Origin of the sequence: Burkholderia territorii, assembly GCF_902833055.1 — a bacterium.
Classification (GTDB): domain Bacteria; phylum Pseudomonadota; class Gammaproteobacteria; order Burkholderiales; family Burkholderiaceae; genus Burkholderia; species Burkholderia territorii.
Genome location: NZ_CADFEJ010000008.1, coordinates 38,111 through 62,835, shown reverse-complemented (window position 1 = coordinate 62,835; position 24,725 = coordinate 38,111). Strand labels below are relative to the sequence as shown.

Here is a 24,725-nt window from a genome sequence, read left to right as displayed (position 1 = left end):
CGGACTCCTTCTGGTTCCGTTTCGTTGATTGCATGGAGCCGATTTTTGAAAAGCTAATATTCGGCGTCTATCCGGAAAGTGCGATTGCGGCGGTGCAATATCCACTTTCGGCGGATTTCTGCGCTAGCATGGCGACACACGCGACCCGCGCACGATCGCGACCCAATCGTCGGATCGAAGCGCCCGTTGTTCATACCAAGGCCGATGCCCATGTCCCCAACGTCGTTCGAGCCGCTCGCGCTGCGTGCGCACAGGCTGTTCGAATCCCGCGATCTCGACGAGACGCGCGAGCGGATCTCGCGTGTGATGCAGCCGCACGCGCTGCTGCCGAGCGGCCGCGTGCGGGGCGCGTCCCATATGGATTTCGTGCGGCTCGGCGGGCTCGGCATCGGCACCATCGCGTTCGGCGACGCGATGCGCGTGCAGGTCGATGCCGTCGACGGTTATTACCTGCTGATGTTCTGCCTGTCCGGGCAGGCGGAAGTGCACGCGATGGGGCGCCGGCTCGGCGTCGACGGGCAGACCGGCGTGCTGTGCGCGCCCGGCGAGCGCTTCGACGCGGTGCTGTCCGCCGATTGCGAGCAGTTCGTGCTGCGCATCGATGCCGCGACCGTCGGTTCGCTGACCGGCGACCCGCGCGCGATGCTCGATCCCGTGCTGCACATCAGCGACGCCGCGCTGGCCGCGTGGCGCCAGCAGCTGATGCTCGTCGCCCGCTCGCCGGAACTGCTCGAACGGGCGAACGCGAACCCGCGCGTTGCATCGCAGCTCGAGCATCTGCTGATCGATTTGCTGATCGAAGGCCACCCGCCATCGGTGCCGAGCGCGCGGCAAGAACCCGTGCCGGGCTTCGTGCGGCGCGCGCAGGAGTTCGTGCACGCGCACTACGCGCAACCGCTGCAACTCGCCGATATCGTCCAGGCTGCCAACGTGCCGGAGCGGACGCTGCGCGATGCCTTCCTGCAGTTTCGCGGGATGAGTCCGATGCAATACCTGCGCGCGACGCGGCTCGAGCATGCACGGGAGTTGCTGCGCGCGTCGGTGTCCGAACGGCGTATCGCCGATATCGCGCTCGATTGCGGATTCACGCACCTCGGGCGGTTCGCGATCGCATATCGGGAGAAGTTCGGCGAATCGCCATCGGAGACGCTCGACGGGAAGCGGTAGGCGGTACGCCGGTGCTGGCTTGCCGCGTGGCGGATTACCGGCCGGTTCGGCTTCCTTTCTTGCCCTCCTCCGTCCGCACCAGCGGCGGATGACATCTGCATCGCGACACCCGTTCCGCATTCGATCGGGCATGCCGGACCCGACCGTTAGTTGCAATCGATACGAAAACGACCGTCCCTAGGCCGCCGGCACGATCATCTCGCGCGCGATCGCGCAGAACGCGGTCGTCGCGGCGCTTTCGCCGTGCCGCCGGCGGCTCATGATGATCGGCGACGTCGCCGTGGGCTCCGGCAGCCGCCGATAGACCACGCCCTTCACGCGCACGGCTTCCACGCTTTCCGGCACCAGCGACACGCCCACCTGCGCGGCGACGAGCCCGAGCGCCGTCTGCAGTTCGCGCACCTCGTGCACGGCGGCCGGCACCAGCGCGCCGTCGCGCAACGCGGACAGTTGCTGGTCCGCGAAGCTCGGCCGCGGCGTGCTCGGATAGACGATCAGCGTCTCGTTCGCGATGTCCGCGAGCGTCAGCGGCCGCTCCGGGTCGGCGAGCGGATGCCCGAGCGGCAGCGCCGCGATCAGCTTTTCCTCGATCAGCGCCTCGCGCACGAGCTGGTCGTCGTCGAAGCGCAGGCGGCCGAACCCGACGTCGATCCGCCCGCCCTTCAGTGCGCCCAGCTGCTCGAGCGTGAACATTTCGATCAGCGACAGCTCGACGCCCGGATGCGCGTCGCGAAACGCGCGGATCACGTCCGGCAGCGCGCCGTAGAGCGTCGACGGCACGAAGCCGATCACGATCCGCTCCGACAACTGCGCGAGCCGGCGCGTCAGCGGCCCGAGCTCGTCGGCCTGCTCGACCACGCGCTTCGCCTGCGCATAGAACACGCGGCCCGCGTCGGTCAGTTTCAGCGGGCGCGCACCACGCTCGAACAGCGGCAACCCGACCTCCTCCTCGATTGCCTGGAGCTGGCGGCTCAGCGGCGGCTGCGTCATGTGCAGCCGCTCGGCCGCCCGCGTGATGTTCATCTCCTCGGCGACGGCCATGAAGTACCTGAGCTGGCGCAATTCCATTTCATGCCTCGAAGGTATGGAAGTAGTCGGAAAGAGTGTTGGACGACGCCGGGCGGAAATTCCTACCATGTGCACCAACAGGAGGAATCGCATGATAGCAACTGCCGCCACCATCGAATGCATCGAGACGCTGCTCGTCGACGTGCCGACGATCAGGCCCCACAAACTGTCGGTCGCCACGATGAATTGCCAGACCCTCGTGCTGGTTCGCGTTCGATGCACGGACGGTATCGAAGGCGTCGGCGAGGCGACCACGATCGGCGGTCTCGCGTATGGCGAGGAGAGCCCCGAGAGCATCAAGGTCAACATCGACACCTACTTCGCGCCGCTGCTGCAGGGCATGGACGCGACGCGCCCGGGCGCCGCGATGGCGCGGGCGCGCAAGCTGTTCCAGGGCAACCGGTTCGCCAAGTGCGCGATCGAGACCGCGCTGTTCGACGCGCAGGCGCGCCGCCTCGGCGTGCCGCTGTCCGAGCTGTTCGGCGGCCGCACCGTCGATGCGGTCGATGTCGCGTGGACGCTCGCGAGCGGCGACACGCAGCGCGACATCGCGGAAGCCGAGGCGATGCTCGACGCGCGCCGCCATCGCGCATTCAAGCTGAAGATCGGTTCGAACGCGGTCGACGACGACGTCGCGCATGTCATCGCGATCAAGCGCGCGCTCGGCGAGCGCGGCGACGTGCGCGTCGACGTGAACCAGGCGTGGACCGAAACCGACGCGATCCGTGCCGGCGCTCGGCTCGCGGAGGCCGGCGTGAGCCTCGTCGAACAGCCGATTGCCGCGACCAACCGTGCAGGCTTGAAGCGGCTCACGCAGCTCGCGCACATTCCGATCATGGCCGACGAAGCGCTGCACGGCCCCGTCGATGCATTCGCGCTCGCCCAGGAGCGCGCGGCCGACGTGTTCGCCGTGAAGATCGCGCAATCGGGCGGCCTGCTCGGTGCGGCGAGCGTCGCATCAATCGCGTCGGCCGCCGGCATCGACCTGTACGGCGGCACGATGCTCGAAGGCGCGGCCGGCACGATGGCGTCCGCGCAACTGTTCAGCACGTTCGGTTCGCTGAAATGGGGCACCGAGCTGTTCGGCCCGCTGCTGCTCACCGAGGAAATCCTCGTCGAGCCGCTGCGTTACCAGGATTTCAAGCTGCACCTGCCGGCGACGCCCGGCCTCGGCATCACCTTCGACTGGGCGCGCATCGAACGGATGCGACGCAACGCCCGCTGATCCCGCATGACACGACAACCGAAACCGGAGACACAGATGAACAAGCAAGCCATCGACGCCCTGCTGAAAACCTTCGACGATGCCGCGGAAAAGCCCGGCAACCCGCGCGTGCGCGCGATCGTTAACCGGATCGTGAGGGACATCTGCTACACGATCGAGGACTTCGACGTGCAGCCGAGCGAATTCTGGACCGCGCTCAACTACCTGAACGAAGCCGGCCGTGAATTCGGGCTGATCGCCGCGGGCCTCGGCCTCGAGCGCTTCCTCGACGTGCGGATGGACGAGGCCGAGGAAAAGGCCGGCTTCCACGGCGGCACGCCGCGCACGATCGAAGGGCCGCTGTATGTCGCGGGCGCGCCGGAATCGGTCGGCCATGCGCGCCTCGACGACGGCACCGATCCGGGCCAGACGCTGGTCATGCGCGGCCGCGTGCTCGGCCCGGACGGCACGCCGATCGCGAACGCGCTCGTCGAGGTATGGCACGCCAATCATCTGGGCAACTATTCGTACTTCGATCAATCGCAGCCGGCGTTCAACCTGCGCCGCTCGATCCGCACCGATGCCGAGGGCCGCTACAGTTTCCGCAGCGTGCTGCCGGTCGGCTACAGCGTGCCGCCGGGCAGCAAGACCGAGCAACTGCTCGACCAGCTCGGCCGCCACGGCCATCGCCCGGCGCATATCCACTTCTTCGTTTCGGCGGACGGATATCGTAAGCTGACGACGCAGATCAACATCGAAGGCGATCCGCACATCTGGGACGACTTCGCATTCGCGACCCGCGAAGGGCTGATCCCGAAGATCAAGCAGGCCGAGGGCGCGGAAGGCAAGCCGTATGGCGTCGACGGGCAGTTCGCGCTGATCGACTTCGATTTCTCGCTGCTCAAGGACAAGCAGGACGTGCCGGCGAGCGAAGTCCAGCGGGCGCGTGCACAGGCCTGAGCGGCCGTCCCCGTCTCGTTCGACGAATCGACAACGCAAGGAGTGCAGGATGCTGTTTCATGTGGAAATGACCGTCCGCCTGCCGGCGGACATGGATCCGGTCAAGGCGGCCACGCTGAAGGCCGAAGAAAAGGCGATGTGCCAGCGGCTGATGAACGAAGGAGTCTGGCGGCATCTGTGGCGGATCGCGGGTCAGTATGCGAACGTCAGTATTTTCGACGTGGAAAGCGTGCAACAACTGCATGACGTGTTGAGTCAGTTGCCGCTGTTTCCGTATATGGAGATGGAGGTGCGGGCGCTGTGCCGGCATCCGTCTTCGGTGCGGGAGGATGATCGGTAAGTGAACGCGAAGCGCGGCATTGTCTGACGGCCGCGAAGAGCACGACGCGGGCGGCCGGCGATGTTCTCGCCGATCGCCCGTATCGTTTTGCAGCGGTCAGGCCTGGTATCGCTCCGCATTACGACGACCCAGCGGCGATCACCGCTCGTGCGCCAGATGCGCCGCGAACCCCGCCGTCCCCGGCGCGATATCCGCCTTCAGCGTCAGCGCCGGAATGTCGTAATCGCCCGCGTTCTGCCGGCGGAACGGAATCGGCTTCGTGGTCCACAGTTCGTCGAGACGCTTGCCGAGCGCCGCACACGTTGCCTCGAAGCGCGCGTCGTCCATCCGGTGCGTCCGGTAGATCACGAACGGCGGCAGCACGTCGAATCCCGGGTAATAGAGGATCCCGTGCTGAATCGGAAACAGCACGTCGTCGATCGGCCCGTTGATGCCGCGTGCGCTGTAATGCGATTCCCAGCCGCCCGCCGTGACGACGATCATCGCGCGCTTGCCCGCCAGCGAACCTTCGCCGTAACGGTCGCCCCAGTGCAGATCGGAATGTTCGCCGACGCCGTATGCAAAACCATACGCATACACGCGCTCGACCCACCCTTTCATGATCGCCGGCATCGAAAACCACCACAACGGAAACTGCAGGATCACCGCGTCGGCCCACTTCAGTTTCTCCTGCTCGCGCGCGATGTCTTCGCTTTGCGTGCCCGCCTCGAACGCGTGCTTCGAATCGAGCGATGGATCGAAACGCTCGCCCGGCCTGCGATCGGTCACGTCGTTCGCATCGAACGCGGCCTTCCAGTTCATCGCGTACAAATCCGTCACCTGCACGCGGTGCCCCGCCGCTTCGAGATGCTCGACGGCAAAGTCGCGCAGCGCGCCGTTCAGCGAACGCGGTTCCGGATGGGCATAGACGATCAACACATTCATGTTCGGCACTCCGTCGATTGAATGACTGCAGGATGCCGTCGCCGCAGGTATATTGGAAATGAATTTCCAATATTTCAGGTATAGCCGTGAATAATCTCAGACGACTGGATCTGAACCTGCTGGTCACGCTCGACGTGCTGCTCGCCGAGCACAACGTCACGCGGGCAGCCGAAAAACTCAACATGTCGCAGCCGTCGGTCAGCGTGCAGTTGCAGAAACTGCGCGATCTGTTCGGCGATCCGCTGTTGCTGCCGGGGCCGCGCGGCATGCGGCCGACCGCACGCGCGGAAACGCTGCGCGAGCCGCTGCGGGACGCACTCGACGTGCTCGAACGCGCGGTGCTGACGGCCACGCCGTTCGATCCGGCGACCGCGACGAATACGTGGCGCGTGGCCGCGACCGACTATGGTGAATCGACGATCGTGATGCCCGCGTTGAACACGCTGCGCGCGGCCGCCCCGGCGACGCGCCTTGCCGTGGTCGAGCTCGTGCCGCCGCGCATCGAACACGATGCGGAGCGCAACGGTATCGACCTGGCCTTCCACACGACGGAAGGTTCGCCGGAAGGGATGCGGCGCCTGCCGCTGTTCGTCGAGCGCTACGTGCTCGTCGGCCGCGCCGGTCATCCGAAGCTCAAGCGGCGCCCCACGCTCGCACAGTTCGGCGCGCTGGAACACGTGATCGTGTCGCCCGACGGCGGCGGCTTCGTCGGCGTAACGGACGAGGCACTCGCGAAAGCGGGCGCCGTACGACGCGTCGTGCTGTCGGTTCCGCATTTCCTGTTCGTGATGTCGGCCGTCGCCAGCACGGATCTCGTCGCGATGTTGCCCGAGCGTCTGGTGCGCGGTTCGCCCGCGTTGCGCGTGGTGGAAGCGCCCGTCCATGTGCCCGGCTATGAAATGTCGATGCTGTGGCACGAGCGCGTGCACCGCGATCCGGCGCATCGGTGGCTACGGGAGACGATCGCGGCGTCGGTGTAAGCCGTTCGCGAATGCCGTGCGACGCGCGCGCCGGCCACCGTCGCCGCCGCGCGCGATGCGGTGCCGCCGGGCACACATGCATTCAGGACTTGAAACCGCCTCGGACACTGTATATATTTACAGTGCTTTTGCACCATTTGACCCGAATTCCGTCATCCATGACGGACGGACTTTTGTGAGGCGACCATGTTCCAGTCATCCGCATTCGATCCCGAGCAACCCGGCTTCAACCCCGTCCACTTCGAGCGTGCCGCGCAGCGGGCGGTCATCGATCTGCAGCGTGTCGTGGGCGGCCCCGCCCAACGCGCGCTCGGCCTGCGCCGCCGCACCCATCCGGCCGCCGCCCGCACGATGTCCTGGCAGGCATTGCTGAACGTCGAGGAACTCGCGTTCTCCAATGCCGGCTTCCTGAGCCGCAACGATCCGAGGGTCGTCGACGCGTTCATCCGCCTGCGCGACAGCCGGCTCGTCGCGGCGGATGTCGAAGAGCCGGTCGACTGGCGTCGCGACGACGACGACCTGCCGGCCGTCTATCTGATCGTCAAGGCGATGCTGGAAGCGGAAGAGGAAGAACGGGCCGAGGCGGCCTGACGTACGCCGCCGGTGGCGCATGGCGTCCTGCCGGGGTCGCGTCGCCATGTTGCATCCCGACGCGGTGCATTCCTTCCCGGTCGTCCGCATGCGCCGGCATGTCGCGCGAATCATCAGGCGGGAAGTCGCGAGCCGTCGCGCGGGCAGACCACCGCCGCGCGATGCACGCCGCCTTCGCCACGCGGAACGACGCTCGTTACAGCCGCGCCGCGAGCCGCGAGCCCTGATCGATCGCACGCTTCGCATCGAGCTCGGCCGCCAGTTCCGCGCCGCCGATCAGATGCACCGAGCGGCCGGCTGCCTGCAACGGTGCCAGCAGCGCGCGCTGCGGCTCCTGCCCGGTGCACAGCACGATCGTGTCGACTTCGATCAGCTCGTGATCGGTGCGCTGCTCGCCGTACGACACGTGCAGCCCGCGCGCATCGATCTGTTCGTAATTCACGCCGCCGATCATCTTCACCTGCTTCATCTTCAGCGTCGCGCGGTGAATCCAGCCGGTCGTCTTGCCGAGCCCCTTGCCGAGCGGCGCGGCCTTGCGCTGCAGCAGCGTCACTTCGCGGGCGGGCGCGGTGACCTGCGCGCGCGTCACGCCGCCGCGCGTCGCGGCCGGATCGGTCACGCCCCACTCGGCTTTCCACTCCTCCAGATCGAGCGTGGGCGACTCGCCGCCCTGCACCAGATATTCGGCGACGTCGAAGCCGATGCCACCTGCGCCGACCACCGCGACACGCCGTCCAACCGGCTGCCCGCCGGCCAGCACGTCGATGTAGCTGAGCACGTTCGGCCCGTCCTGGCCGGGAATCTTCGGGTCGCGCGGCGCCACGCCGGTCGCCAGCACGATCTCGTCGTAGCCGCCCGCGATCAGCTCGCTCGCATCGACGCGGCGGTTCAGGTGCAGGTTCACGCCGGTCAGCTCGACCTGCCGGCCGAAATAACGCAGCGCTTCGTGGAACTCCTCCTTGCCCGGAATCCGCTTCGCCATGTTGAACTGGCCGCCGATCTCCGCCGCCGCGTCGAACAAGTCGACGTGGTGGCCGCGCTGCGCGAGCACGGTCGAGCACGCGAGCCCGGCCGGCCCCGCGCCGACCACCGCGATGCGCTTCGGCTGCTGCACGCGCACATAGGTCAGCTCGGTCTCGTGACACGCGCGCGGGTTCAGCAGGCATGACGCGATCTTGTTCTTGAACGCGTGGTCGAGACATGCCTGATTGCAGCCGATGCAGGTATTGATCTCGTCTGCCCGGCCCTGCGCGGCCTTGACGACGAACTCGGCATCCGCGAGCAGCGGGCGCGCCATCGACACCATGTCCGCGCAGCCGTCCGCGAGAATCTGCTCGGCCACCTCGGGCCGGTTGATCCGGTTGGTCGTCACGAGCGGGATGCCGACCTCGCCCTTCATCTTCTTCGTCACCCACGCGAACGCGCCGCGCGGCACCGACGTCGCAATCGTCGGCACGCGCGCCTCGTGCCAGCCGATCCCGGTATTGATGATGGTCGCGCCCGCGCGTTCGACGGCCTTCGCGAGCTGCACGGTCTCGCTCCAGTCGCTGCCGTCGGGAATCAGGTCGAGCATCGACAGCCGGTAGATCAGGATGAAGTCGCGCCCGACCGCCTCGCGCGTGCGCTCGACGATCTCGATCGGCAGGCGGATCCGGTTTTCGTACGAACCGCCCCACTGGTCGCCGCGCTTGTTCGTATGCATCGAGATGAACTGGTTGATGAGGTAGCCCTCGGAGCCCATGATCTCGACGCCGTCGTAGCCGGCCTCGCGCGCGAGTTGCGCGCAGCGGACGAATGCGCGGATCTGCCGCTCGACGCCGCGCGCGCTGAGCTCGTGCGGCGCGAACGGCGAGATCGGCGACTTGATCTTCGACGGCGCGACCGCGAACGGGTGGTAGCCGTAACGGCCGGTATGCAGGATCTGCAGCGCGATCTTGCCGTCGTCGGCATGCACGGCGTCGGTGATCACGCGATGGCGCCGCGCGCCGGCCGACGTCATCAGCGTGCCGCCGAACGGCTTGGTCCAGCCGGCCACGTTCGGCGCGAAGCCGCCGGTCACGATCAGGCCGACGCCGCCGCGCGCGCGCTCGGCGAAATACTCGGCGAGCCGCGGCAGCGTCTTGCGGCTGTCCTCGAGGCCCGTGTGCATCGAGCCCATCAGCACCCGATTCTTCAGCGTGGTGAAGCCGAGATCGAGCGGCGCGAGCAGGTGGGGAAAGGAGGTCGTCATGATGATTCTGCCGGTTAGCGATGAGCGTCATCGTAGGCCGCGCGCCACCTTGAACGTGAGGGGGCAAACAGCCATAATGCTTGTCATTTCCGGCCAAATCGACATGACTTCCCCGTCACGCAAGGACCACCTCGGGCTACGCCGGCCGACGATTCCGGTCGCCTATACGCGCCTGCTGCTGCAGGCGCTGGCCGCACGCGGCATCGATCCGGCCGCCGTGCGCGCGGGCACCGGGCTGCGCGATGCCGTGCTGGCCGAGCCGGACGCGCGCGTCGCGCCGTCGCAATGGGGGCGGCTCGTGCTCAATGCGATCGAGATCGGCGGCGATCCGGGCATCGGGCTCGCGTTCGGGCTGCTGCTGAAGCCGACCGTGCACGGCTTCCTCGGTTATGCGACGCTGACCGCGCGGGACATCCGCGAAGCACTGGTCGTCACGCAGCGCTACTTCCGGATGCGCAACCGCCAGTATCGACTGACCTACGCGGAGGACGAACGCGGCGCGACGCTCGAACTGCACGGCGTGCAGGCGAGCCCGGTGCTGCAGCATCACGTGATGTTCGAGTTCGTGCTGACGGGGCTTGCGCAGAACATCTCGCAGTGGTCCGGGCGCGCGTCGCCGCCAATCGCGCTGCGCTTCGCGTGGCCGGAGCCGGATTACTTCGCGCGTTATCGCGACCAGTTGCCGCCGGTGGAATTCGGCTGCGCGGCGAACGCGCTGTGGATCGCGCGCGACGTGCTCGACTGGCCGCTGCCGCTCGCCGACGAAGTCGCGCATCGGCAAGCGCTCGTGCAGGTCGAGCGCGAGTATGCGCAGGTGCGTCAGGATGAAGGCGATCTCGTCGAGCGCGTGCGCGCGGAACTGGCGCGAACGGCCGGCAACTACTCGACTCCGGAGGCACTCGCCGACGCGCTGCTCGTGTCGACGCGCACGTTGCGGCGCCGGCTCGAGGAAGCCGGGTCGAGCTACCGGCAACTGCTCGACGAAGCGCGGTTTCGCGATGCGAAGCAGTTGTTGTCGGCATCGGACCTCGACCTGAAGACGATCGCCGAGCGGCTGCAGTTCACCGACCCGGCCAATTTCACGCGCGCGTTCCGGCGCTGGGCCGGGCAGACGCCGAGCGCTTATCGGGAAGCGGCAGGCGGCGATACGATGCACGAATGACCGGAAAAGGCGGACGACACGACGGGCCCGGGTGGTGTTTCATCATTCGACGGAACCACGGTCGGCCGCTTCGTACCGGGCAAGATCCGGCCTTCGGCATTCGGTCAAATTCCGTGGCCCGAAATCCGGCGGCCCGGATAACCCGGCGGCAAGCGCGACATGCATGTCGCCGGAGCGCGCTGTCGCTCGCGAACGAAGACGTACCGCATCTTCGCATCGTCCAACGCGGCGAGCACACGACACGTTAGCCGCCGACATCGATCCACGCGCCGCCGTCGCCCTCGCCTGCGTCGATCCGCACGTCACCCGTCGCGGCGACGATCGCGTCGTACACCTGATCGGTCACGCACACCACCGGCACCGCGATCGCATACAGCTCGGCCGCGACGATCGCACCGATCGAGATGATCAGGTCGCGCTCCTTCAGCACGATCCCGACCGGCCCCGTGCCGTTACGCACGGCTTCCGCGAGCACGCTGCTGCTCGAGCTCGAGCCCTTCGCATGCGGCATCACCATGATCCGGCCGGCCAGGCTCGCGCCCGCCTGCGGATGCCCGCGATCGACGATCCGCCCCGCGCCCGAATCGTAGCCGCCCCAGAAGCTGAGCGGCTTGTCGAGCACGATCGTCTGCGCACATGCGCTGCCCGGCACGAGCGTGTCGCCCGTCAGCTTTCTCGCCATTGCTTCAGTCATCGAATCGCACCTTTCCTTCGAACGCGGAACGCACGCATTCGCGCATGCTGCCGTACGCCACGGTGACGCCGATATTCGCGGGCGCATACGATGCCCACTTCCCCGAGTTCGTCATCACCAGCCCCGACAGCTGTTTCATCACCGGCGTGATGTACGTGCACGTGTCGACGACGATCTGGATGCCGCGCGCATCGAACTTGCTGGCAAGCCCGAGCTCGCCCAGCTCCCACAGGATGAAGCGGCTCGTGTTCACGTAGAAATCGCACTTCGGCTTGCCGTCGAACTGGTCGAGCAGCGCTTCGAGCGTGCGGAATTCGGCCAGCGAGAAATGCGGCGTGCCGAGCGCGACCGCGACGAGCGCATCGCCGGCCGCGCCGTGGTTCAACGTGCGGCGGATCTCGTCGAGATCCGCCATCGAGACGTCGACCGTGCGCTGCGCCGCCTGCCCGTGCAACGCGGCGTCGAGCGTCGGCGCCTCGGGCGTGACGCCGACGGCATGGAACAGCGCGACGGCCCCGCTCGAGGCGGCGGCTGCGCCGAGCGCCTTGAGCTCGTCCTCGGTGGTGTCCGCCGGCAGTCCGACGATTGCCGGCACGGTCGCGCCCGCGATCCGGCCGATCAGCAACCCGAGCGCCGCGAAATAGATGTCGCGCGACGGCCGGCCGCCGAAGTCCGGCGCGTTGAACACGATCCGCGCCGCACGATTCGATTCGACGTGCAGCCCCGCATACGGCGCGCGTCCGGTGATCGCGGCGGCCAGATCGAGAAAGTCGCCGTAGCGGCTCGTGCGCGCGCCGAGCACCGAATTGGCGAACACGATCGCATTGGATTCGGCCCACGCGATCTGCTCGCCCACGCGCGGACGATTCTTCAGCTGATACGGCGCGCATGTGAAGCTCGACTCGCAGCCGAGCTGCAGGTGCGCATCCATCAGACGTTGCGCGTCGCGCTGGATGGTGCGGTCGCCGTGATACAGCTCGGGATGGATCAGGTCGAGCGACCCGACGTTCAGCGTGGTCGGCACGGCGACCCGCGCGCCGGTGTCGACGAAATATTCGACAAAGTCGAGGCTGGTCCGGCCGTGGTAAAGACAGCCATCGATATGCGCGGACGTGATGTCGATCAAATGCGGCGCCGACATGACGTCGGCCGTGCGCGCGACGATCCGCATCGCGCGCGCGACGCCATCGCCGAATGCGCCGCGCAACATCGCGTCGTCGCGCTCGCTCAACTGCAGCATGGAGGGTGCTCCTCGTGTCTCGTCCGGCGGATCCGGATCGCTTTTGTCATACTACCGCGCGTTGCGCCTAGCGCTGCGCCGTGACGCTGAACAGCTCGTCGCGCAGCGCCTTCGCGCGCTCGCGGCCGAACTGCGTCTCGAACTCGTCCTGCGCGGCCTGCCACGCGACTTTCGCCTGCGCGTAGGTGCGCTCGCCGAGCTTCGTCAGGCTAAGCGCATGGGCGCGCGCGTCATGCTCGGACGCGGTCGCGGCGACGAACCCGTCGCGCTGCAGCGGCTTCAGCGCGCGCAACAGCGTCGTGCGATCCATCACCAGCGTGTCGGCGAGCTCGCTCATCAGCAGGCCCGGCCGACGCGACAGGTTCGCCATGATCGAGAACTGCGCGGGCGTGACGCCCGCCGGGGCCAGATGCCGCTCGTAAAGTTGCGTGACGAAACGCGCCGCCTGACGCAGCGCGAGGCAATTGCAGGCCTGGGAGATCTGGATATCGTTCATGAACGGCAATTTATATGTGCATATGCATAAAGTCAATGTACACTCCGCCGTAACATGGCCGGGTCGGCCGCGTGCATCCGCGCCCCGCCATCGCCTCGAGGAGACGGACATGGACTACATCGACAAGCTGCGGATCTTCCGGTCGGTGGTGGAAATGCGCAGCTTCACGCGCGCCGCCGACATGCACGGCCTCGCGCGGCCGGTCGTGTCGCGGGCGGTCGCGGATCTGGAGGCGCGCTTCGGCAGTCGCCTGCTGCACCGGACCACGCGCCAGGTCTCGCTGACCGAAACCGCCGAGCGCATCTACGAGCGTTGCGCGGCGGTGCTCGACGAACTCGACTCGCTGGAGGCGCAGGCGCAGTCGCACACGCGCGAGCCCGAAGGGCTGCTGCGCCTCGTCGCGCACACGACGGCCGCGCTGAACCGGCTGGTGCCGCTGATCGCCGGATTCAAGGCCGCGTATCCGAAGGTGCGCCTCGACGTCACGCTGACCGAGCGCCCGGTCGACCTCGTCGGCGAAGGCTACGACATCGGCATCATCGTGCCGTACATGCTGACGAACGAGACGACCGTCGTGCGCCTGATCGAGCGCATTCCGGTGGTGATCGTCGCGACGCCAGCGTATTTGCGCGCGCATCCGCGGCCCGACACGCCGGCCGACCTCGCCGGTCATGCGTTCGTGCCGATGTCGCCGTCGCTGCGCCGGCCCGCGCTGTCGTTCCGCGTCGACGGCGACACACTGACCGTGCCGTTGACCTTCGACATCTCGTCGAACAGCCCCGTCTTCAACCGCGAAATGGTGATGCACGACTTCGGCATCGGTGTCGTGCCGAGAACGCTCGTCGAAGCCGAGCTCGCGTCGGGCGCGCTCGTGCAGTTGCTCGACGGCGCCGACCTCGTCGACGCGTTCGTGGAGATCAAGCTCGCTTACGCGAACCGCGCGCTGATGCCGGCGAAGGTCAAGGCGTTCATCGACTACACGGCCGCGTACGCCGACCGCGAAGGCGGAATTGTTCCGGCCGCTGCGTGATCCGGCGCGAAAGCGCGCCGTTCCATCGTCGATTGGTACAGCCACGGCACCAATCTGATCCCGTCCTGCCCCTCGCTTCAGGCCGCTCCGCCGCCTAACATGTGCACATGCACAAGACGACGCTTACCGATGACGATTGCTTCGCGGTCCGGCAAGCCGCCCGGCGAATCTCGCAGTTCTACGAGCGCTACCTGTCGCGCGCGGGCGTCACGCCGTCGCAGTACAGCATTCTCGCGCTGCTCCGGGAGCGCCCGGGCCAGACGATGGCGACGCTGTCGGCGGTGCTGGTGATCGAGCGCACCGCGTTGTTGCGCGCGCTCAAGCCGCTGGTCGGCGCGGCGCTGGTCGCGGGCCGGATCGAGCCGCGTTGCCGCCGCCAGACGTTCGCGCTGACCGCGCTCGGCGAAACGAAGATCGCCGACGCGCAAGTGCACTGGCTCGCCGCGCAGGAAGCGTTCGAGCAGCGGTTCGGGTCGGCGCAGGCCGCCCGCCTCAGAGACGAATTGTTCCGGATTACCCACAACCTTCCGGAACGCTAGGCGCCCTTCCCGTCGACGACGGGTTCGCAAACGTGCCTTTCCCCGATCGGCGACGCGTCGTCGGTCGTTTCAATAAGTGCATATACATAGGTGATTCGATGGAAACGACCCAAACCGCTGCCTCGCGTGAGGCAGCCACCACAGACCGGCCAGCGGCGCAGCGACGCCGCGTGCCGTGGATGCGGATCGCGGTGGGCGCCGTCGTCGTCGTGGTCGCGGCCGCGGCGCTCGACTGGCTGTTCGTGCTGCGCTTCCAGGAAAGCACCGACGATGCGTACGTCGGCGGTGACGTCACGGTGCTCGCGCCGAAGGTGAGCGGCTTCGTCGACAGGATTCTCGTGACCGACAACCAGCGCGTGAAGGCCGGCGACGTGCTCGTGCGGCTCGATGCGCGCGACTACGATGCGAAGCTCGCGCAGGCGAGCGCCGAAGTCGACAGCGCGCGCGCCGCTGTGGCCGAGCTCGAAGCGAAGCAGCAACTTCAATACGCGGTGATCGGCCAGCATGCCGCGGACAGGAACGCGTCGTCGGCGGAGCTCACGCGTGCGTCGTCCGACCGCGTGCGCTACCGCGAGCTCGTGAAATCCGATGCGGTGTCGAATCAGATCGTCGAACGCGCGGACGCCGATTATTCGAAGGCCGATGCGGCCGTCGCACGCAGCGACGCCGCGCTGCTCGCATCGAAGCGGCAGCTCGACGTGCTCGGCGCACAGCTCGCGGATGCACGGGCCCGCGTGAACACGGCGCTCGCCGCGCAACGCGTCGCGGCGCTCAACGTCGAGTACACGACGATTCGCTCGCCGGTCGACGGTTATGTCGGCAACCGCACGGGCCGCGTCGGGATGCTCGCGAACGTGGGCGTGCCGCTGCTGACGGTCGTGCCCGTGTCCGGGCTGTGGATCGACGCGAACTTCAAGGAAGACCAGCTGCGCAAGATGCGCGCGGGCGATCGCGTCGACGTCGCGCTCGACGCGTCGAACGTGCGCCTGCACGGCCGCGTCGACAGCCTGGCGCCCGCGACCGGAGCCACCTTCAGCGTGCTGCCGCCCGAGAACGCGACCGGCAACTTCACGAAGATCGTCCAGCGCGTGCCGGTGCGCGTGCATCTCGATCCGCAGCCGGGCATCGAACAGGTGCTGCGCCCGGGGCTGTCCGCGGTCGTGACCGTGCACACCGACCACGCGAACTGAACGGGAGCCTGCGATGACCACCGCGTTTTCCGGCGACCCCGCGTCGCAACCGACAAAGCAGCGCGTCTTCGCGTTCGCGCTGATGTGCGTCGGCTTCTTCATGGCGACGCTCGACATCCAGATCGTCGCGTCGTCGCTGCGCGACATCGGCGGCGGCCTGTCCGCGAGCCAGGACGAGCTGTCGTGGGTGCAGACGGCCTACCTGATTGCCGAGATCATCGTGATCCCGATGTCGGGCTGGTTGTCGAAGGTGATGTCGACGCGCTGGCTGTTCGTCGCATCGGCCGTCGGCTTCACGATCACCAGCATGCTGTGCGGGCTCGCGTGGGACATCAATTCGATGATCCTGTTCCGCGGCCTGCAGGGCGCGCTCGGCGCCGCGATGATCCCGACCGTGTTCACGACCGCATTCGTGCTGTTTCCGGGCAAGCAGCGGCTGATCGCGTCGACGACGATCGGCGCGCTCGCGTCGCTCGCGCCGGCGATCGGGCCGGTGATCGGCGGCTGGATCACCGATCAATGGTCGTGGCACTGGTTGTTCTACCTGAACCTGGTGCCGGGCATCGTGGTAGCCGCGCTGGTGCCGCGCTACGTTCACATCGACGAACCGGACCTGAGCCTCGTCAAACGCGGCGACTATCTCGGCATCGCGCTGATGTCGGGCTTCCTCGGCTGCCTCGAATACGTGCTGGAGGAAGGCCCGCGCAAGAACTGGTTCAGCGACGATGCGATCGTCATCTGCGCATGGATCTCCGGCATCTGCGGCTTCCTGTTCATCGTGCATGCGCTGACCGCGAAGGACCCGATCGTCGACCTGCGCGCGCTCGCCGTGCGCAACTTCGGGATCGGCAGCCTGCTGTCGTTCGTGACGGGCATCGGGATCTTCGTGACGGTGTTCCTGACACCGCTGTTCCTCGCGCAGGTGCGTGCGTTCAGCTCGCTGCAGATCGGCATCGCGCTGCTGTCGGTCGGCGCGTTCCAGCTGCTCGCGCTCTGCGCGTATGCGTTCGCCGCGCGCTACGTCAGCATGCGCGCGTTGCTCGTGTTCGGGCTCGTCTGCTTCGGCCTCGGCTGCTACCTGTACACGCCGATCACGCACGACTGGGGCTGGCGCGAACTGCTGCTGCCGCAGGCGCTGCGCGGCATCGGCCAGCAGTTCAGCGTGCCGCCGATCGTCACGATGGCACTGGGCTCGCTGCCGCAGTCGCGGCTGAAATCGGCGAGCGGCCTGTTCAACCTGATGCGCAACCTCGGCGGCGCGATCGGCATCGCGGTGAGCGCGACGATGCTCAACGACCGGCTGAACTTCCACTACCTGCGTCTGAACGAGCACGTGAGCGCCGGCGAACCGCAGGTCGCGTCGCTGCTCGACCGGCAGGCCGCGTACTGGAGCGCGGTAGCCGGCAACACGCTGGATACCGCGCAGGCCGGCCTCGCGAACCTGCATCGCCTGATCTATCGCGAAGCGCTGACGCTCACCTACGCGGATGCGTACTACGCGCTGTCGCTGTGCTTCGTGGTCGCGCTGGTCGCCGTCGCGTTTTCCCGTCCCATCACCCTGAACGCGCCGCCGCCGGACGCGCACTGACGCCAAGGTCATCATCATGAAAAAGCTACTCGTCGCGCTGGCCGTCAGCGCATTCGCCGCAGGGTGCGCGGTGCAGCCCGCGCAGCATCCCGCGCTGCCCGATTCCGTTCGATCGCTCGCGCCAGCCGCATGGGACACCGACGTGCCGCATGCGGACATCGACGCCGCCGCGTGGTGGGCGCAGTTCAACGATCCCGTGCTCGACCGCTTGATCGCGACCGTGCTCGACGGCAATCTCGATCTGCAAGCCGCTGCCGAGCGCGTGAAGCAGGCGCAGGCGCTGACCGTGCAGAAGCGCGCGGTGTTGCTGCCGGAACTCGACGCGACCGCCCGTGCGTCCGACGCGCGCCAGAACACGCCGCCGCCGCTCGGCTATGTGCGGCAGGCGGGCGCCGGACTCGCGCTGAGCTGGTCGCCGGACGTATTCGGCGGCGAACGGCTCGACCTGCTGGCCGCGCAGGCCGAACTGGTCGGGCAACAGCACGCGGAAGACGCGATGCGGCTCGCGCTCGCGGCCGATGCGGCGTCGGCCTATGTCGATCTGCGCTGGGCGCAGCAGGAACTGACGATCCTGCAGGACAACGCGGCGATCCGCCGGCATGCGCTCGAACTCACGCGCAAGCGGCAGGCGTTCGGGCTGTCGACGGAACTCGACGTCACGCGCGCGCAAAACCAGCTCGATGCGCTCGAAGCCCGGATTCCGCCGACGCGCGCGCAGATCGCGCATCAGCTCAACCTGATTGCCGTGTATTCGGGCCGCACGCCGGAGTCGATCGACCGGCTCCTGCTTGCGCAGGCCGGCGCGATTCCGGCGCCGCCTGCCGGGTCGCCCGCCACGCTGCCGTCGCAGGCGCTGCTGCGCCGGCCGGATGTGCTCGCCGCTTACGCACAGGTCGAGCGGCGCGCGGCGCAGGTCGGCGTCGCGAAGGCGGAGCGGTATCCGAAGTTCTCGCTGAACCTGACGGACGGGATTCTGGCCGCATCGTATCTCGGGTTGCCGACGCTGACCGACAACCTGTTCAGCGCGGCGCTGAGTGCGACGAGCCCGATTTTCAATGCCGGCCGAATCACCGCCGACATCACGCAAAGCGAAAGCCGGATGCGCGAATCCGAGCTCGGGTTGCGGCAGACGATGCTGCAGGCGCTGCGGGAAGTCGAGGATGCGCGTGCGAACCTCGTCAGCAGCGATGAAGCGACGCGCCGGCTCGACAGCGCGCTTGCCGCGTCGGACAAGGCGCTCGGGCTCGCGAACCAGCTCTACAAGAGCGGCGCGACGGATTTTCTGGACGTGCTGTCGGCGCAGGAGGTGTATTTGCGGGATTCGGACGCGCTCAATCAGGTCAGGCGCGAGCATGCGCTGGCGGCAGTCGCGTTGTATCGGTCGCTCGGCGGCGGGTGGAGCAGGAACGATGCGGCAGGTGAAGCGCAGGCGGTGGCCGTCGCGGCCCCCGCCGCGCGGGATTGACCGCGGTCGCCCCTGGACGGCGGCGCCGTCGTCCGCGCACCGGATGCCGCGCGTGCGCCGCGATCAGCCCGCGTCCGGCCACCGGTATCCGATCACCTCGCTTGCCGGATACGCAAGCTCGCGCACCTCTTCGAGTTGATTGCCGCCGAACAGGTACACATGCTCGTCGTCGTGACGCAGATAGAACCCGACATGCCCCTTCCAGCTCGCGGGGTCGTCGCGCGTCAAGATCGCGATGCAGCCGTACACCGAACGCTCCAGCGGCCGCCCCCAGTCGAGCCACGAACGCGCGAGCGCCGACCCGGTGCCACGAATGCCGGCATGCGTCATGCACCAGTTGACGAACGACGAGCACCAGGAAATCTTGTCGTCGTAGCCGACGAGATTCGTGTGGTTGTTGTATTCGACGATGCGCGGATTGATGCTGCCGGGCGGGAAGCGGCGAATGCCCAGCTCGGCGAGTGCGATGGCCATCCACGGCGGATGGCCGGCTTGCGGGTTGCTCGCGGGGTTCGATCGGGTCACGACGGTCTCGGGTGCGGTGGTCGGAACGGGTCGTCAATCTTCGCACGAATGCGGAAGATTTTTTCGACTTCGTTCGGGCCTGCCGTTCCGGAACCGCCCCTTTCCCGTCACTCCACAGTCACCGATTTCGCGAGATTCCTCGGCTTGTCGATATCCGCGCCGCGCAGGCAGGCCGCGTGATACGCAAGCAGCTGCAACGGCACGACGTGCAGAATCGGCGACAGCAGCCCGTAGTAATCCGGCATTCGCAACACCGACACGCCTTCACCGTTGTCGATCCGCGTATCGGCATCCGCGAATACGTACAGCTGCCCGCCGCGCGCGCGTACTTCCTGCATGTTCGACTTGAGCTTCTCGAGCAGCGCGTCGTTCGGCGCGATCGTCGCGACCGGCATCGCGTGCGTCACGAGCGCGAGCGGCCCGTGCTTCAACTCGCCGGCCGGATACGCTTCCGCGTGGATGTACGAAATCTCCTTCAGCTTCAACGCGCCTTCGAGCGCGATCGGGTAATGCAGCCCGCGCCCGAGGAACAGCGCGTTCTCGTGCCGCGAGAATTCCGCGGCCCAGCGCTCGATCTGCGGTTCGAGCGCGAGCACGTCCTCGAGCGCGCCGGGCAGCCGCCGCAACTGCGTCGTATAGCGCGCGAGCTGCGCATCGTCGACGTAGCCGCGCAGCCGGCCGAGCGTCACGGCCAAGATGAACAACGCGACGAGCTGCGTCGTGAATGCCTTGGTCGACGCGACGCCGATTTCCGGGCCGGCGCGCGTCAGGAACCGCAGGCTCGTCTGCCGCATCATCGCGCTGGTCGGCACGTTGCAGATCGCCAGCGTATCGATGTGGCCGAGCGCCTGCGCATACTTGAGCGCGGCGAGCGTGTCGGCGGTCTCGCCGGATTGCGACACGCTGACCACGAGCGTGTTCGGCAGCGCAAGCGCGTCGCTGTAACGGTATTCGCTCGCGATCTCGACCTGCGCGGGCAGGCGCGCGATCGTCTCGAGCCAGCGGCGCGCGGTCAGGCCGGAATAGTGACTCGTGCCGCACGCGAGAATCAGCACGTTGTCGATCTGTTCGAACGCGCGCGCGGCGTCCGGGCCGAATATCGCCGGGTCGAACAGACCCGCATCCGGAATCGTGGCGGCCACGGCCCGCGGCTGCTCGAAAATTTCCTTCTGCATGAAATGCCGGTAAGGCCCGAGCTCGACCACGGCCTGCGCCGACGAGACGGTCTGAACCGGGCGCTCGACCGGCGTGCCGCCGCGTTCGAGGATGCGCACGCCGCCCGGCGTCAATTCGACGATGTCGCCTTCCTCGAGAAAGATGAACCGATCGGTGATGCCGGCGAGCGCGAGTGCGTCGGATGCGAGAAAACATTCGTCATCCTTCAGGCCGACGACGAGCGGCGAGCCGACCCGCGCGCCGATCAGACGCTGCGGCTCGTGCTTGCTGAACACCGCGATCGCGTATGCGCCGTGCAGCTGCGACGTCGCATCGCGCACGGCGGCGAGCAGGTCGCCGCGATACTTGCTGTGAATCAGATGGGCGACGACCTCGGTGTCGGTCTGGCCGTCGAACTGGTAATGCTCGTCCGCAAGTTGCCTGCGCAACGTTTCGTGATTCTCGATGATGCCGTTGTGCACGAGCGCGATTTCGTCGCACGAGAAGATCGGATGCGCATTGCAGGTCGCGGGCGCGCCGTGCGTGGCCCATCGGGTGTGCGCGATGCCGGTGCTGCCGGACAGCCCGGCGCTGCGCACGTGCGCGTCGAGATCTGCAACGCGCGACACGCTGCGCTCGCGGCGCGCCTGGCCGTCGACGACGGTCGCCACGCCGCATGAATCATAGCCGCGATATTCGAGGCGGCGCAAACCTTCAATCAGAACCGGAACGATGTTCCGTTGCGCGACCGCGCCGACGATGCCACACATGACACGTCTCCTTCCCTGTTTCCGTTCCTCGACCAGGCGCCGTCGTGTCAGCGCGACCCGCTCACCGATACCTCCGCCGTCGTGAACCCGCATGTGGCGGGCGCGAGCGGGTCGGCCATCCGGCTTTCGAATGCCAGATACAACGCCTCCTCCAGTACGTTCCAGTGCGCGCCATGACGGTACGGGCCCGAGCGCGCATACCAGCAGGCGACGGTGCCCCAGTCGTTCATCTTGAATGCGACCAGCGCGATCAGCCCCCACGGAAAATCGGAGCCGGCCAGTTGCATCCACGTCTTGCCGTACTTCTGCATCCACTGCGCATAGATCGTCTCGTTCGACTGATCGGGCACCTGGATGCCGGACAGGATCGGGAATATCTGCGCGACTTTCGCCGGATAGAAGCTCGTGTCGCTGATCTTCTGCGTGCTTGCGCGAAAGCCGGATTGCGTGCCGCGCCAGAACACCTTGACGATCGCGGACGACAGCCGGTCGGCGCGCTGGCTCCACGGCCCCGCACGCGCGTAATCGCCGCGTCGCACGTAATACGCGGCAAGCGCCTGGAACGCGCTGTGCACCTCGACGTTGTCCATCAGCAGCGCGACGTGCAGCGTCGACGAGATCTGATAGACGCCGCTCGCCTTGTCGAGCAACGTGTCCAGGTGCGCGCCCGCGCGGTTCAGGCTCAGTTCCCAGGCAGCCGGCATCCCGTCGGGAGGCGCAAAGCGCGCGAGCAGCTCGATCCAGGTCGCCATCATCGCGTCGTCCGCATCGGCTTCCGCGCACGATGCAGCCACCCCTGCCTTCACGCAGTAACGGTCGAAGCCGCCGTCGAGACGCTGGCGCGGCAACACCCATGCGATCCACGCAAGCGCGGCCTGGCGGGCGTCCATCCGGGTGTCGGCGGCGGCAAGCAGCGCCTTCGCCGCGAAATATGGATCGATGCCGGCGCCGTTCAGGCGCACGGTGATCGCGCCGTCCGGGCATTGATACAACCCGTTCAGCTGAAGTTCCGCGGCGCCCGCGAGAGGCACGGCGCAGCACGCGGCGACGCAGCAGGCAACGCGCCATGCATGGCACAACCTGACAAGGGCCGCCACGCACGCGCGTGCGGCCGGGAAAAGCGCGGGCCGGTTCATGATCGGGGGCTCCTGCGCGGTAGTCCTGCGCAATTCCCGCCGGGCGCGGCGTTGGCCGCGTCGCGCGCCGGCGAGTGGTTCGACGTTGCGGCTCAGTGCACCTTGGCGCTGGTGAACTTCAGGCTGGTGCCGCTGTTCGCGGTCACGAGCCAGTACGTCGAGTCGGTGATACTCACGCTGCCACTGCCTTGCGTGATGATCGGCAACCCATACGCGGCCTTCGGCAGCAGCCACGTCATGTTCGTCAGGCTCGTCGGGTGGCTGGCGGAGAATGCCCAGCCGCTACCCGTGTCGGTGGCCGACCACGTGACGTTCAGGCGCGCCCGGTCGAAGGTCGTTATATCGGTCATCGTGTACCAGCGGAACTGCCCGGTCAGCTTCAGCGTATTGGCTTGCGAGAAGATCGCGGACAGCGTCGACGTATAGGACGACGCGCCGAGCGGGTGCGCATAGATCAGGCGGCTCGTGCGGTTCGCGACGACGAAGTTCATCAGCGCTGCGTACCAGTTGTTCACGTCGGTCGTCGGCACCGCGTATTGCTGGAACTCCTCGAACGTCGCGTACTTGCCGAACGGCATCACGGGGTAAGCCCACAGGCCCGGGTTCAGCATCGCGCCGTTGCGGTATGCGCGGGTCGGTGCCGAGCCGGTATGACCGGTGAAGTAGTACCCGTTGAAGCCATTGCTTTCGAGCCAGTTCACCGACCAGGTCGGCGTGTTGCCTTCCGGTGCCGCGTACTCGACATCCGGCAGGCCGGTCGCGGCCTGGACCGCCTGATGGTTCATCACGAGGTACTGCGTGAACGTGCTCGCGTTGGTTTCACTCGCATTCGCGCCCCAGTAGTCGTGGATCCAGCCGCCGTGACTGCCGACGTGCTGGCCCTTGCTCACGAAATACTTCACGAGATTCTGCGCGGTCGGGTTGTTCGCGAGATTGATGCCGTTGCCGTCGCCGAACGTCGCTTCGTCGGGGCCGGCGGTAATCACGAGCGAGAACGGTCCGTTGTTCCACACGCCGAGGTTCTTCAGCTGGAGCGCCGGCTGGATCTGGTCGCCCGCGCAGAAGTGCCAGTTGAACACGAGGCCGGCCTGCGCCTTCGGCAGCGGCGACAGCGACGGCAGGTTCAGCATCTGCGTGCCGAAATAATGCAGGTAGCCGTGGATCAGCATGCCGTCGGTCTGGCCGTCGAGGTAGGCGAGCGGCAGGTTGACGAACAGCACGCCGCCGTTGCCGTACGGGTTGTAGCCCGACACCAGCCCGAACGTCGGCGACGTCAGGATCGTCGTGCCGGAATACGTACCCTGCGTGACGAAGCTCGGGTAGGTCAGGAAGCCGTACACGTAGCCGGAGATGCCTTCGAGCGTGTCGGTCGTGGTCGCCAGCGTGGACGCAAGCGTGTTGGCCGTCTTGCCGGTCGCCGTGCTCAGCAGCGAGCCGGCGCTATACGTGGTCGTCTTCTTCAGTTTGCCGGTGACGGTGCCGGTCAGCTTCGGGAGTGTCTGGCTCAGCACGCCGCTGCCCGTGGGAGGCGTCGTGTACTGGAACCACGCATTGTGGTTGTAATTCGCGAGGCCGCCCGGGTTCGACGGGCTGGCGGCCAGGAACAGCGCGCTGCCCGACGTCGATGTCGATGTCGACGCCGACGTCGTCGACGAGCCGGAGCTGCTCGTCGACGCAAGCGAGGTCGTAGGGCTGGCGGCCGTGGTCGCCGAAGTCGTCGTCCATGCCATCGACTTGCCGGGGGGCACCTGCAGCGTGCGCAGCCAGCTGCTCATGCCCGTCACGTTGCCGAGGCCGATCATGTTGCCGCCGTATTGGTCGTACAACACGTAATCGACACCGACCATGTTGCTGAAACGAGACTTCGGGCTCACATAGAAGCCGGCGGAATTCAGTACGCCGAAATCGTAGACGAGCATCACCTTTCCGCCGTTCAGCGCGTAGTTCTGGATCGCCGTCACGAGCGCGTCGGCGGCCGTCGTATGGACCTGATCCGGCAGGATCAGGCCCGGATACTGCGACAGCGAAGCGCCGGCGGCCATGAACTGGCTGTCGGTCATGACCGTGATCTGCAACCCCTCTTCCTGTGCCGTATCGAGCCACGCGGACACGCGGGAATCAGGCAGCGTCAGCGTGTCGGGCACCAACAGCAGAAGCTGGTTGGTGGCTGCTTGAACGCCGCCCGGACTGAATGCGAACGCCAGCGCGAATAGCGCTAACAGGATCCGCAAGAACTTGCCTGACTTTGCCAACATGGTGTGCTCCTCGCTT

22 protein-coding genes are annotated in these 24,725 nt (G+C 67.1%); 12 read left to right on the top strand and 10 right to left on the bottom strand.

Features of this window, described 5'->3' with window-relative positions; genetic code table 11:
• Positions 1–210 precede the first annotated feature (210 nt).
• Complete coding sequence (gene andR / locus HW466_RS16535; protein WP_151005083.1) at positions 211–1,167, top strand: anthranilate 1,2-dioxygenase regulatory protein AndR; 957 nt, start codon at positions 211–213, stop codon at positions 1,165–1,167.
• Positions 1,168–1,344: 177 nt separating this feature from the next.
• On the opposite strand, the gene HW466_RS16530 is transcribed toward andR, so the two are convergent.
• Positions 1,345–2,235 (bottom strand): LysR family transcriptional regulator, encoded by an 891-nt coding sequence (locus HW466_RS16530; RefSeq protein WP_059793282.1) that lies wholly within the window; start codon positions 2,233–2,235, stop codon positions 1,345–1,347.
• A gap of 91 nt (positions 2,236–2,326) precedes the next feature.
• On the opposite strand from HW466_RS16530, the gene HW466_RS16525 reads away from it, so the two are divergent.
• The 3 genes from HW466_RS16525 to catC are packed head-to-tail and all read left to right on the top strand — an operon-like array spanning position 2,327 to position 4,739.
• Positions 2,327–3,460 carry a muconate/chloromuconate family cycloisomerase gene (locus HW466_RS16525; RefSeq protein WP_151005081.1) on the top strand — a complete coding sequence of 378 codons (1,134 nt, stop codon included), beginning with the start codon at positions 2,327–2,329 and terminating at the stop codon, positions 3,458–3,460.
• A 36-nt stretch (positions 3,461–3,496) separates the two neighbouring features.
• Positions 3,497–4,399, top strand: coding sequence for a catechol 1,2-dioxygenase (gene catA, locus HW466_RS16520; RefSeq protein WP_059448783.1), 903 nt, complete (start codon positions 3,497–3,499; stop codon positions 4,397–4,399).
• 49 nt (positions 4,400–4,448) lie between these two features.
• Positions 4,449–4,739 (top strand): muconolactone Delta-isomerase, encoded by a 291-nt coding sequence (gene catC / locus HW466_RS16515; protein ID WP_059448784.1) that lies wholly within the window; start codon positions 4,449–4,451, stop codon positions 4,737–4,739.
• 138 nt (positions 4,740–4,877) lie between these two features.
• Here catC and HW466_RS16510 read toward each other — a convergent pair whose 3' ends face one another.
• Positions 4,878–5,663: an NAD(P)H-dependent oxidoreductase gene (locus HW466_RS16510; RefSeq protein ID WP_151005079.1), complete on the bottom strand. Its 786-nt coding sequence runs from the start codon at positions 5,661–5,663 to the stop codon at positions 4,878–4,880.
• A gap of 86 nt (positions 5,664–5,749) precedes the next feature.
• Between HW466_RS16510 and HW466_RS16505 the strand changes: the two genes are divergently transcribed.
• Together HW466_RS16505 and HW466_RS16500 are read left to right on the top strand one after the other, a co-directional pair.
• Positions 5,750–6,643, top strand: a complete 894-nt coding sequence (locus HW466_RS16505; protein WP_059770440.1) for a LysR family transcriptional regulator — start codon at positions 5,750–5,752, stop codon at positions 6,641–6,643.
• 186 nt (positions 6,644–6,829) lie between these two features.
• On the top strand, positions 6,830–7,234 hold the full coding sequence (locus HW466_RS16500) for a DUF2471 family protein (protein WP_059448787.1): 405 nt from the start codon (positions 6,830–6,832) through the stop codon (positions 7,232–7,234).
• Between the two features lie 196 nt (positions 7,235–7,430).
• On the opposite strand, the gene HW466_RS16495 is transcribed toward HW466_RS16500, so the two are convergent.
• Positions 7,431–9,464: an NADPH-dependent 2,4-dienoyl-CoA reductase gene (locus HW466_RS16495; protein ID WP_059848001.1), complete on the bottom strand. Its 2,034-nt coding sequence runs from the start codon at positions 9,462–9,464 to the stop codon at positions 7,431–7,433.
• 76 nt (positions 9,465–9,540) lie between these two features.
• Here HW466_RS16495 and HW466_RS16490 point away from each other — a divergent pair, with 76 nt between their 5' ends.
• A complete protein-coding gene (locus tag HW466_RS16490) occupies positions 9,541–10,626 on the top strand; it encodes an AraC family transcriptional regulator (protein WP_174905663.1) in 1,086 nt (361 codons plus the stop codon).
• A gap of 244 nt (positions 10,627–10,870) precedes the next feature.
• Here HW466_RS16490 and HW466_RS16485 read toward each other — a convergent pair whose 3' ends face one another.
• The 3 genes from HW466_RS16485 to HW466_RS16475 form a co-directional block, all read right to left on the bottom strand.
• Complete coding sequence (locus HW466_RS16485; protein WP_059448790.1) at positions 10,871–11,320, bottom strand: aconitase X swivel domain-containing protein; 450 nt, start codon at positions 11,318–11,320, stop codon at positions 10,871–10,873.
• Positions 11,313–12,560, bottom strand: a complete 1,248-nt coding sequence (locus tag HW466_RS16480; protein WP_059942155.1) for an aconitase X — start codon at positions 12,558–12,560, stop codon at positions 11,313–11,315. Before HW466_RS16480 ends, HW466_RS16485 begins: the two co-directional genes overlap by 8 nt.
• A gap of 67 nt (positions 12,561–12,627) precedes the next feature.
• A complete protein-coding gene (locus HW466_RS16475) occupies positions 12,628–13,056 on the bottom strand; it encodes a MarR family winged helix-turn-helix transcriptional regulator (protein ID WP_059448792.1) in 429 nt (142 codons plus the stop codon).
• Positions 13,057–13,165: 109 nt separating this feature from the next.
• On the opposite strand from HW466_RS16475, the gene HW466_RS16470 reads away from it, so the two are divergent.
• From HW466_RS16470 to HW466_RS16450, 5 genes are all read left to right on the top strand, one after another.
• Positions 13,166–14,086: a LysR family transcriptional regulator gene (locus tag HW466_RS16470; protein WP_059503716.1), complete on the top strand. Its 921-nt coding sequence runs from the start codon at positions 13,166–13,168 to the stop codon at positions 14,084–14,086.
• A 107-nt stretch (positions 14,087–14,193) separates the two neighbouring features.
• Positions 14,194–14,625 (top strand): MarR family winged helix-turn-helix transcriptional regulator, encoded by a 432-nt coding sequence (locus tag HW466_RS16465; RefSeq protein ID WP_059511647.1) that lies wholly within the window; start codon positions 14,194–14,196, stop codon positions 14,623–14,625.
• 98 nt (positions 14,626–14,723) lie between these two features.
• A complete protein-coding gene (locus HW466_RS16460) occupies positions 14,724–15,815 on the top strand; it encodes an HlyD family secretion protein (RefSeq protein ID WP_060320198.1) in 1,092 nt (363 codons plus the stop codon).
• A gap of 13 nt (positions 15,816–15,828) precedes the next feature.
• Positions 15,829–17,403: a DHA2 family efflux MFS transporter permease subunit gene (locus HW466_RS16455; protein ID WP_059448796.1), complete on the top strand. Its 1,575-nt coding sequence runs from the start codon at positions 15,829–15,831 to the stop codon at positions 17,401–17,403.
• A 16-nt stretch (positions 17,404–17,419) separates the two neighbouring features.
• Positions 17,420–18,868 carry an efflux transporter outer membrane subunit gene (locus tag HW466_RS16450; RefSeq protein ID WP_151005280.1) on the top strand — a complete coding sequence of 483 codons (1,449 nt, stop codon included), beginning with the start codon at positions 17,420–17,422 and terminating at the stop codon, positions 18,866–18,868.
• 63 nt (positions 18,869–18,931) lie between these two features.
• On the opposite strand, the gene HW466_RS16445 is transcribed toward HW466_RS16450, so the two are convergent.
• The 4 genes from HW466_RS16445 to HW466_RS16430 all read right to left on the bottom strand — a co-directional run bounded on the left by HW466_RS16445 (position 18,932) and on the right by HW466_RS16430 (position 24,709).
• Positions 18,932–19,342, bottom strand: coding sequence for a TIGR02594 family protein (locus tag HW466_RS16445; protein WP_151005658.1), 411 nt, complete (start codon positions 19,340–19,342; stop codon positions 18,932–18,934).
• A 158-nt stretch (positions 19,343–19,500) separates the two neighbouring features.
• Positions 19,501–21,318, bottom strand: a complete 1,818-nt coding sequence (gene glmS / locus HW466_RS16440) for a glutamine--fructose-6-phosphate transaminase (isomerizing) (protein WP_151005651.1) — start codon at positions 21,316–21,318, stop codon at positions 19,501–19,503.
• Between the two features lie 47 nt (positions 21,319–21,365).
• Positions 21,366–22,454 carry a hypothetical protein gene (locus HW466_RS16435; RefSeq protein ID WP_151005653.1) on the bottom strand — a complete coding sequence of 363 codons (1,089 nt, stop codon included), beginning with the start codon at positions 22,452–22,454 and terminating at the stop codon, positions 21,366–21,368.
• A gap of 92 nt (positions 22,455–22,546) precedes the next feature.
• Positions 22,547–24,709, bottom strand: a complete 2,163-nt coding sequence (locus HW466_RS16430; RefSeq protein ID WP_059503728.1) for a polysaccharide deacetylase family protein — start codon at positions 24,707–24,709, stop codon at positions 22,547–22,549.
• Positions 24,710–24,725 lie beyond the last annotated feature (16 nt).

Bases quoted from the DNA above. Each gene is read 5' to 3' on its own strand.
- catC (WP_059448784.1), top strand. From the start codon at position 4,449: ATGCTGTTTCATGTGGAAATGACCGTCCGCCTGCCGGCGGACATGGAT.
- HW466_RS16510 (WP_151005079.1), bottom strand. From the start codon at position 5,663: ATGAATGTGTTGATCGTCTATGCCCATCCGGAACCGCGTTCGCTGAAC.
- HW466_RS16470 (WP_059503716.1), top strand. From the start codon at position 13,166: ATGGACTACATCGACAAGCTGCGGATCTTCCGGTCGGTGGTGGAAATG.
- HW466_RS16455 (WP_059448796.1), top strand. From the start codon at position 15,829: ATGACCACCGCGTTTTCCGGCGACCCCGCGTCGCAACCGACAAAGCAG.
- HW466_RS16460 (WP_060320198.1), top strand. From the start codon at position 14,724: ATGGAAACGACCCAAACCGCTGCCTCGCGTGAGGCAGCCACCACAGAC.
- HW466_RS16435 (WP_151005653.1), bottom strand. From the start codon at position 22,454: ATGAACCGGCCCGCGCTTTTCCCGGCCGCACGCGCGTGCGTGGCGGCC.
- HW466_RS16475 (WP_059448792.1), bottom strand. From the start codon at position 13,056: ATGAACGATATCCAGATCTCCCAGGCCTGCAATTGCCTCGCGCTGCGT.
- HW466_RS16490 (WP_174905663.1), top strand. From the start codon at position 9,541: ATGCTTGTCATTTCCGGCCAAATCGACATGACTTCCCCGTCACGCAAG.
- HW466_RS16480 (WP_059942155.1), bottom strand. From the start codon at position 12,560: ATGCTGCAGTTGAGCGAGCGCGACGACGCGATGTTGCGCGGCGCATTC.
- HW466_RS16450 (WP_151005280.1), top strand. From the start codon at position 17,420: ATGAAAAAGCTACTCGTCGCGCTGGCCGTCAGCGCATTCGCCGCAGGG.
- HW466_RS16525 (WP_151005081.1), top strand. From the start codon at position 2,327: ATGATAGCAACTGCCGCCACCATCGAATGCATCGAGACGCTGCTCGTC.
- HW466_RS16530 (WP_059793282.1), bottom strand. From the start codon at position 2,235: ATGGAATTGCGCCAGCTCAGGTACTTCATGGCCGTCGCCGAGGAGATG.
- HW466_RS16495 (WP_059848001.1), bottom strand. From the start codon at position 9,464: ATGACGACCTCCTTTCCCCACCTGCTCGCGCCGCTCGATCTCGGCTTC.
- HW466_RS16430 (WP_059503728.1), bottom strand. From the start codon at position 24,709: ATGTTGGCAAAGTCAGGCAAGTTCTTGCGGATCCTGTTAGCGCTATTC.
- glmS (WP_151005651.1), bottom strand. From the start codon at position 21,318: ATGTGTGGCATCGTCGGCGCGGTCGCGCAACGGAACATCGTTCCGGTT.
- HW466_RS16500 (WP_059448787.1), top strand. From the start codon at position 6,830: ATGTTCCAGTCATCCGCATTCGATCCCGAGCAACCCGGCTTCAACCCC.
- catA (WP_059448783.1), top strand. From the start codon at position 3,497: ATGAACAAGCAAGCCATCGACGCCCTGCTGAAAACCTTCGACGATGCC.
- HW466_RS16465 (WP_059511647.1), top strand. From the start codon at position 14,194: ATGCACAAGACGACGCTTACCGATGACGATTGCTTCGCGGTCCGGCAA.
- HW466_RS16485 (WP_059448790.1), bottom strand. From the start codon at position 11,320: ATGACTGAAGCAATGGCGAGAAAGCTGACGGGCGACACGCTCGTGCCG.
- andR (WP_151005083.1), top strand. From the start codon at position 211: ATGTCCCCAACGTCGTTCGAGCCGCTCGCGCTGCGTGCGCACAGGCTG.
- HW466_RS16445 (WP_151005658.1), bottom strand. From the start codon at position 19,342: ATGGCCATCGCACTCGCCGAGCTGGGCATTCGCCGCTTCCCGCCCGGC.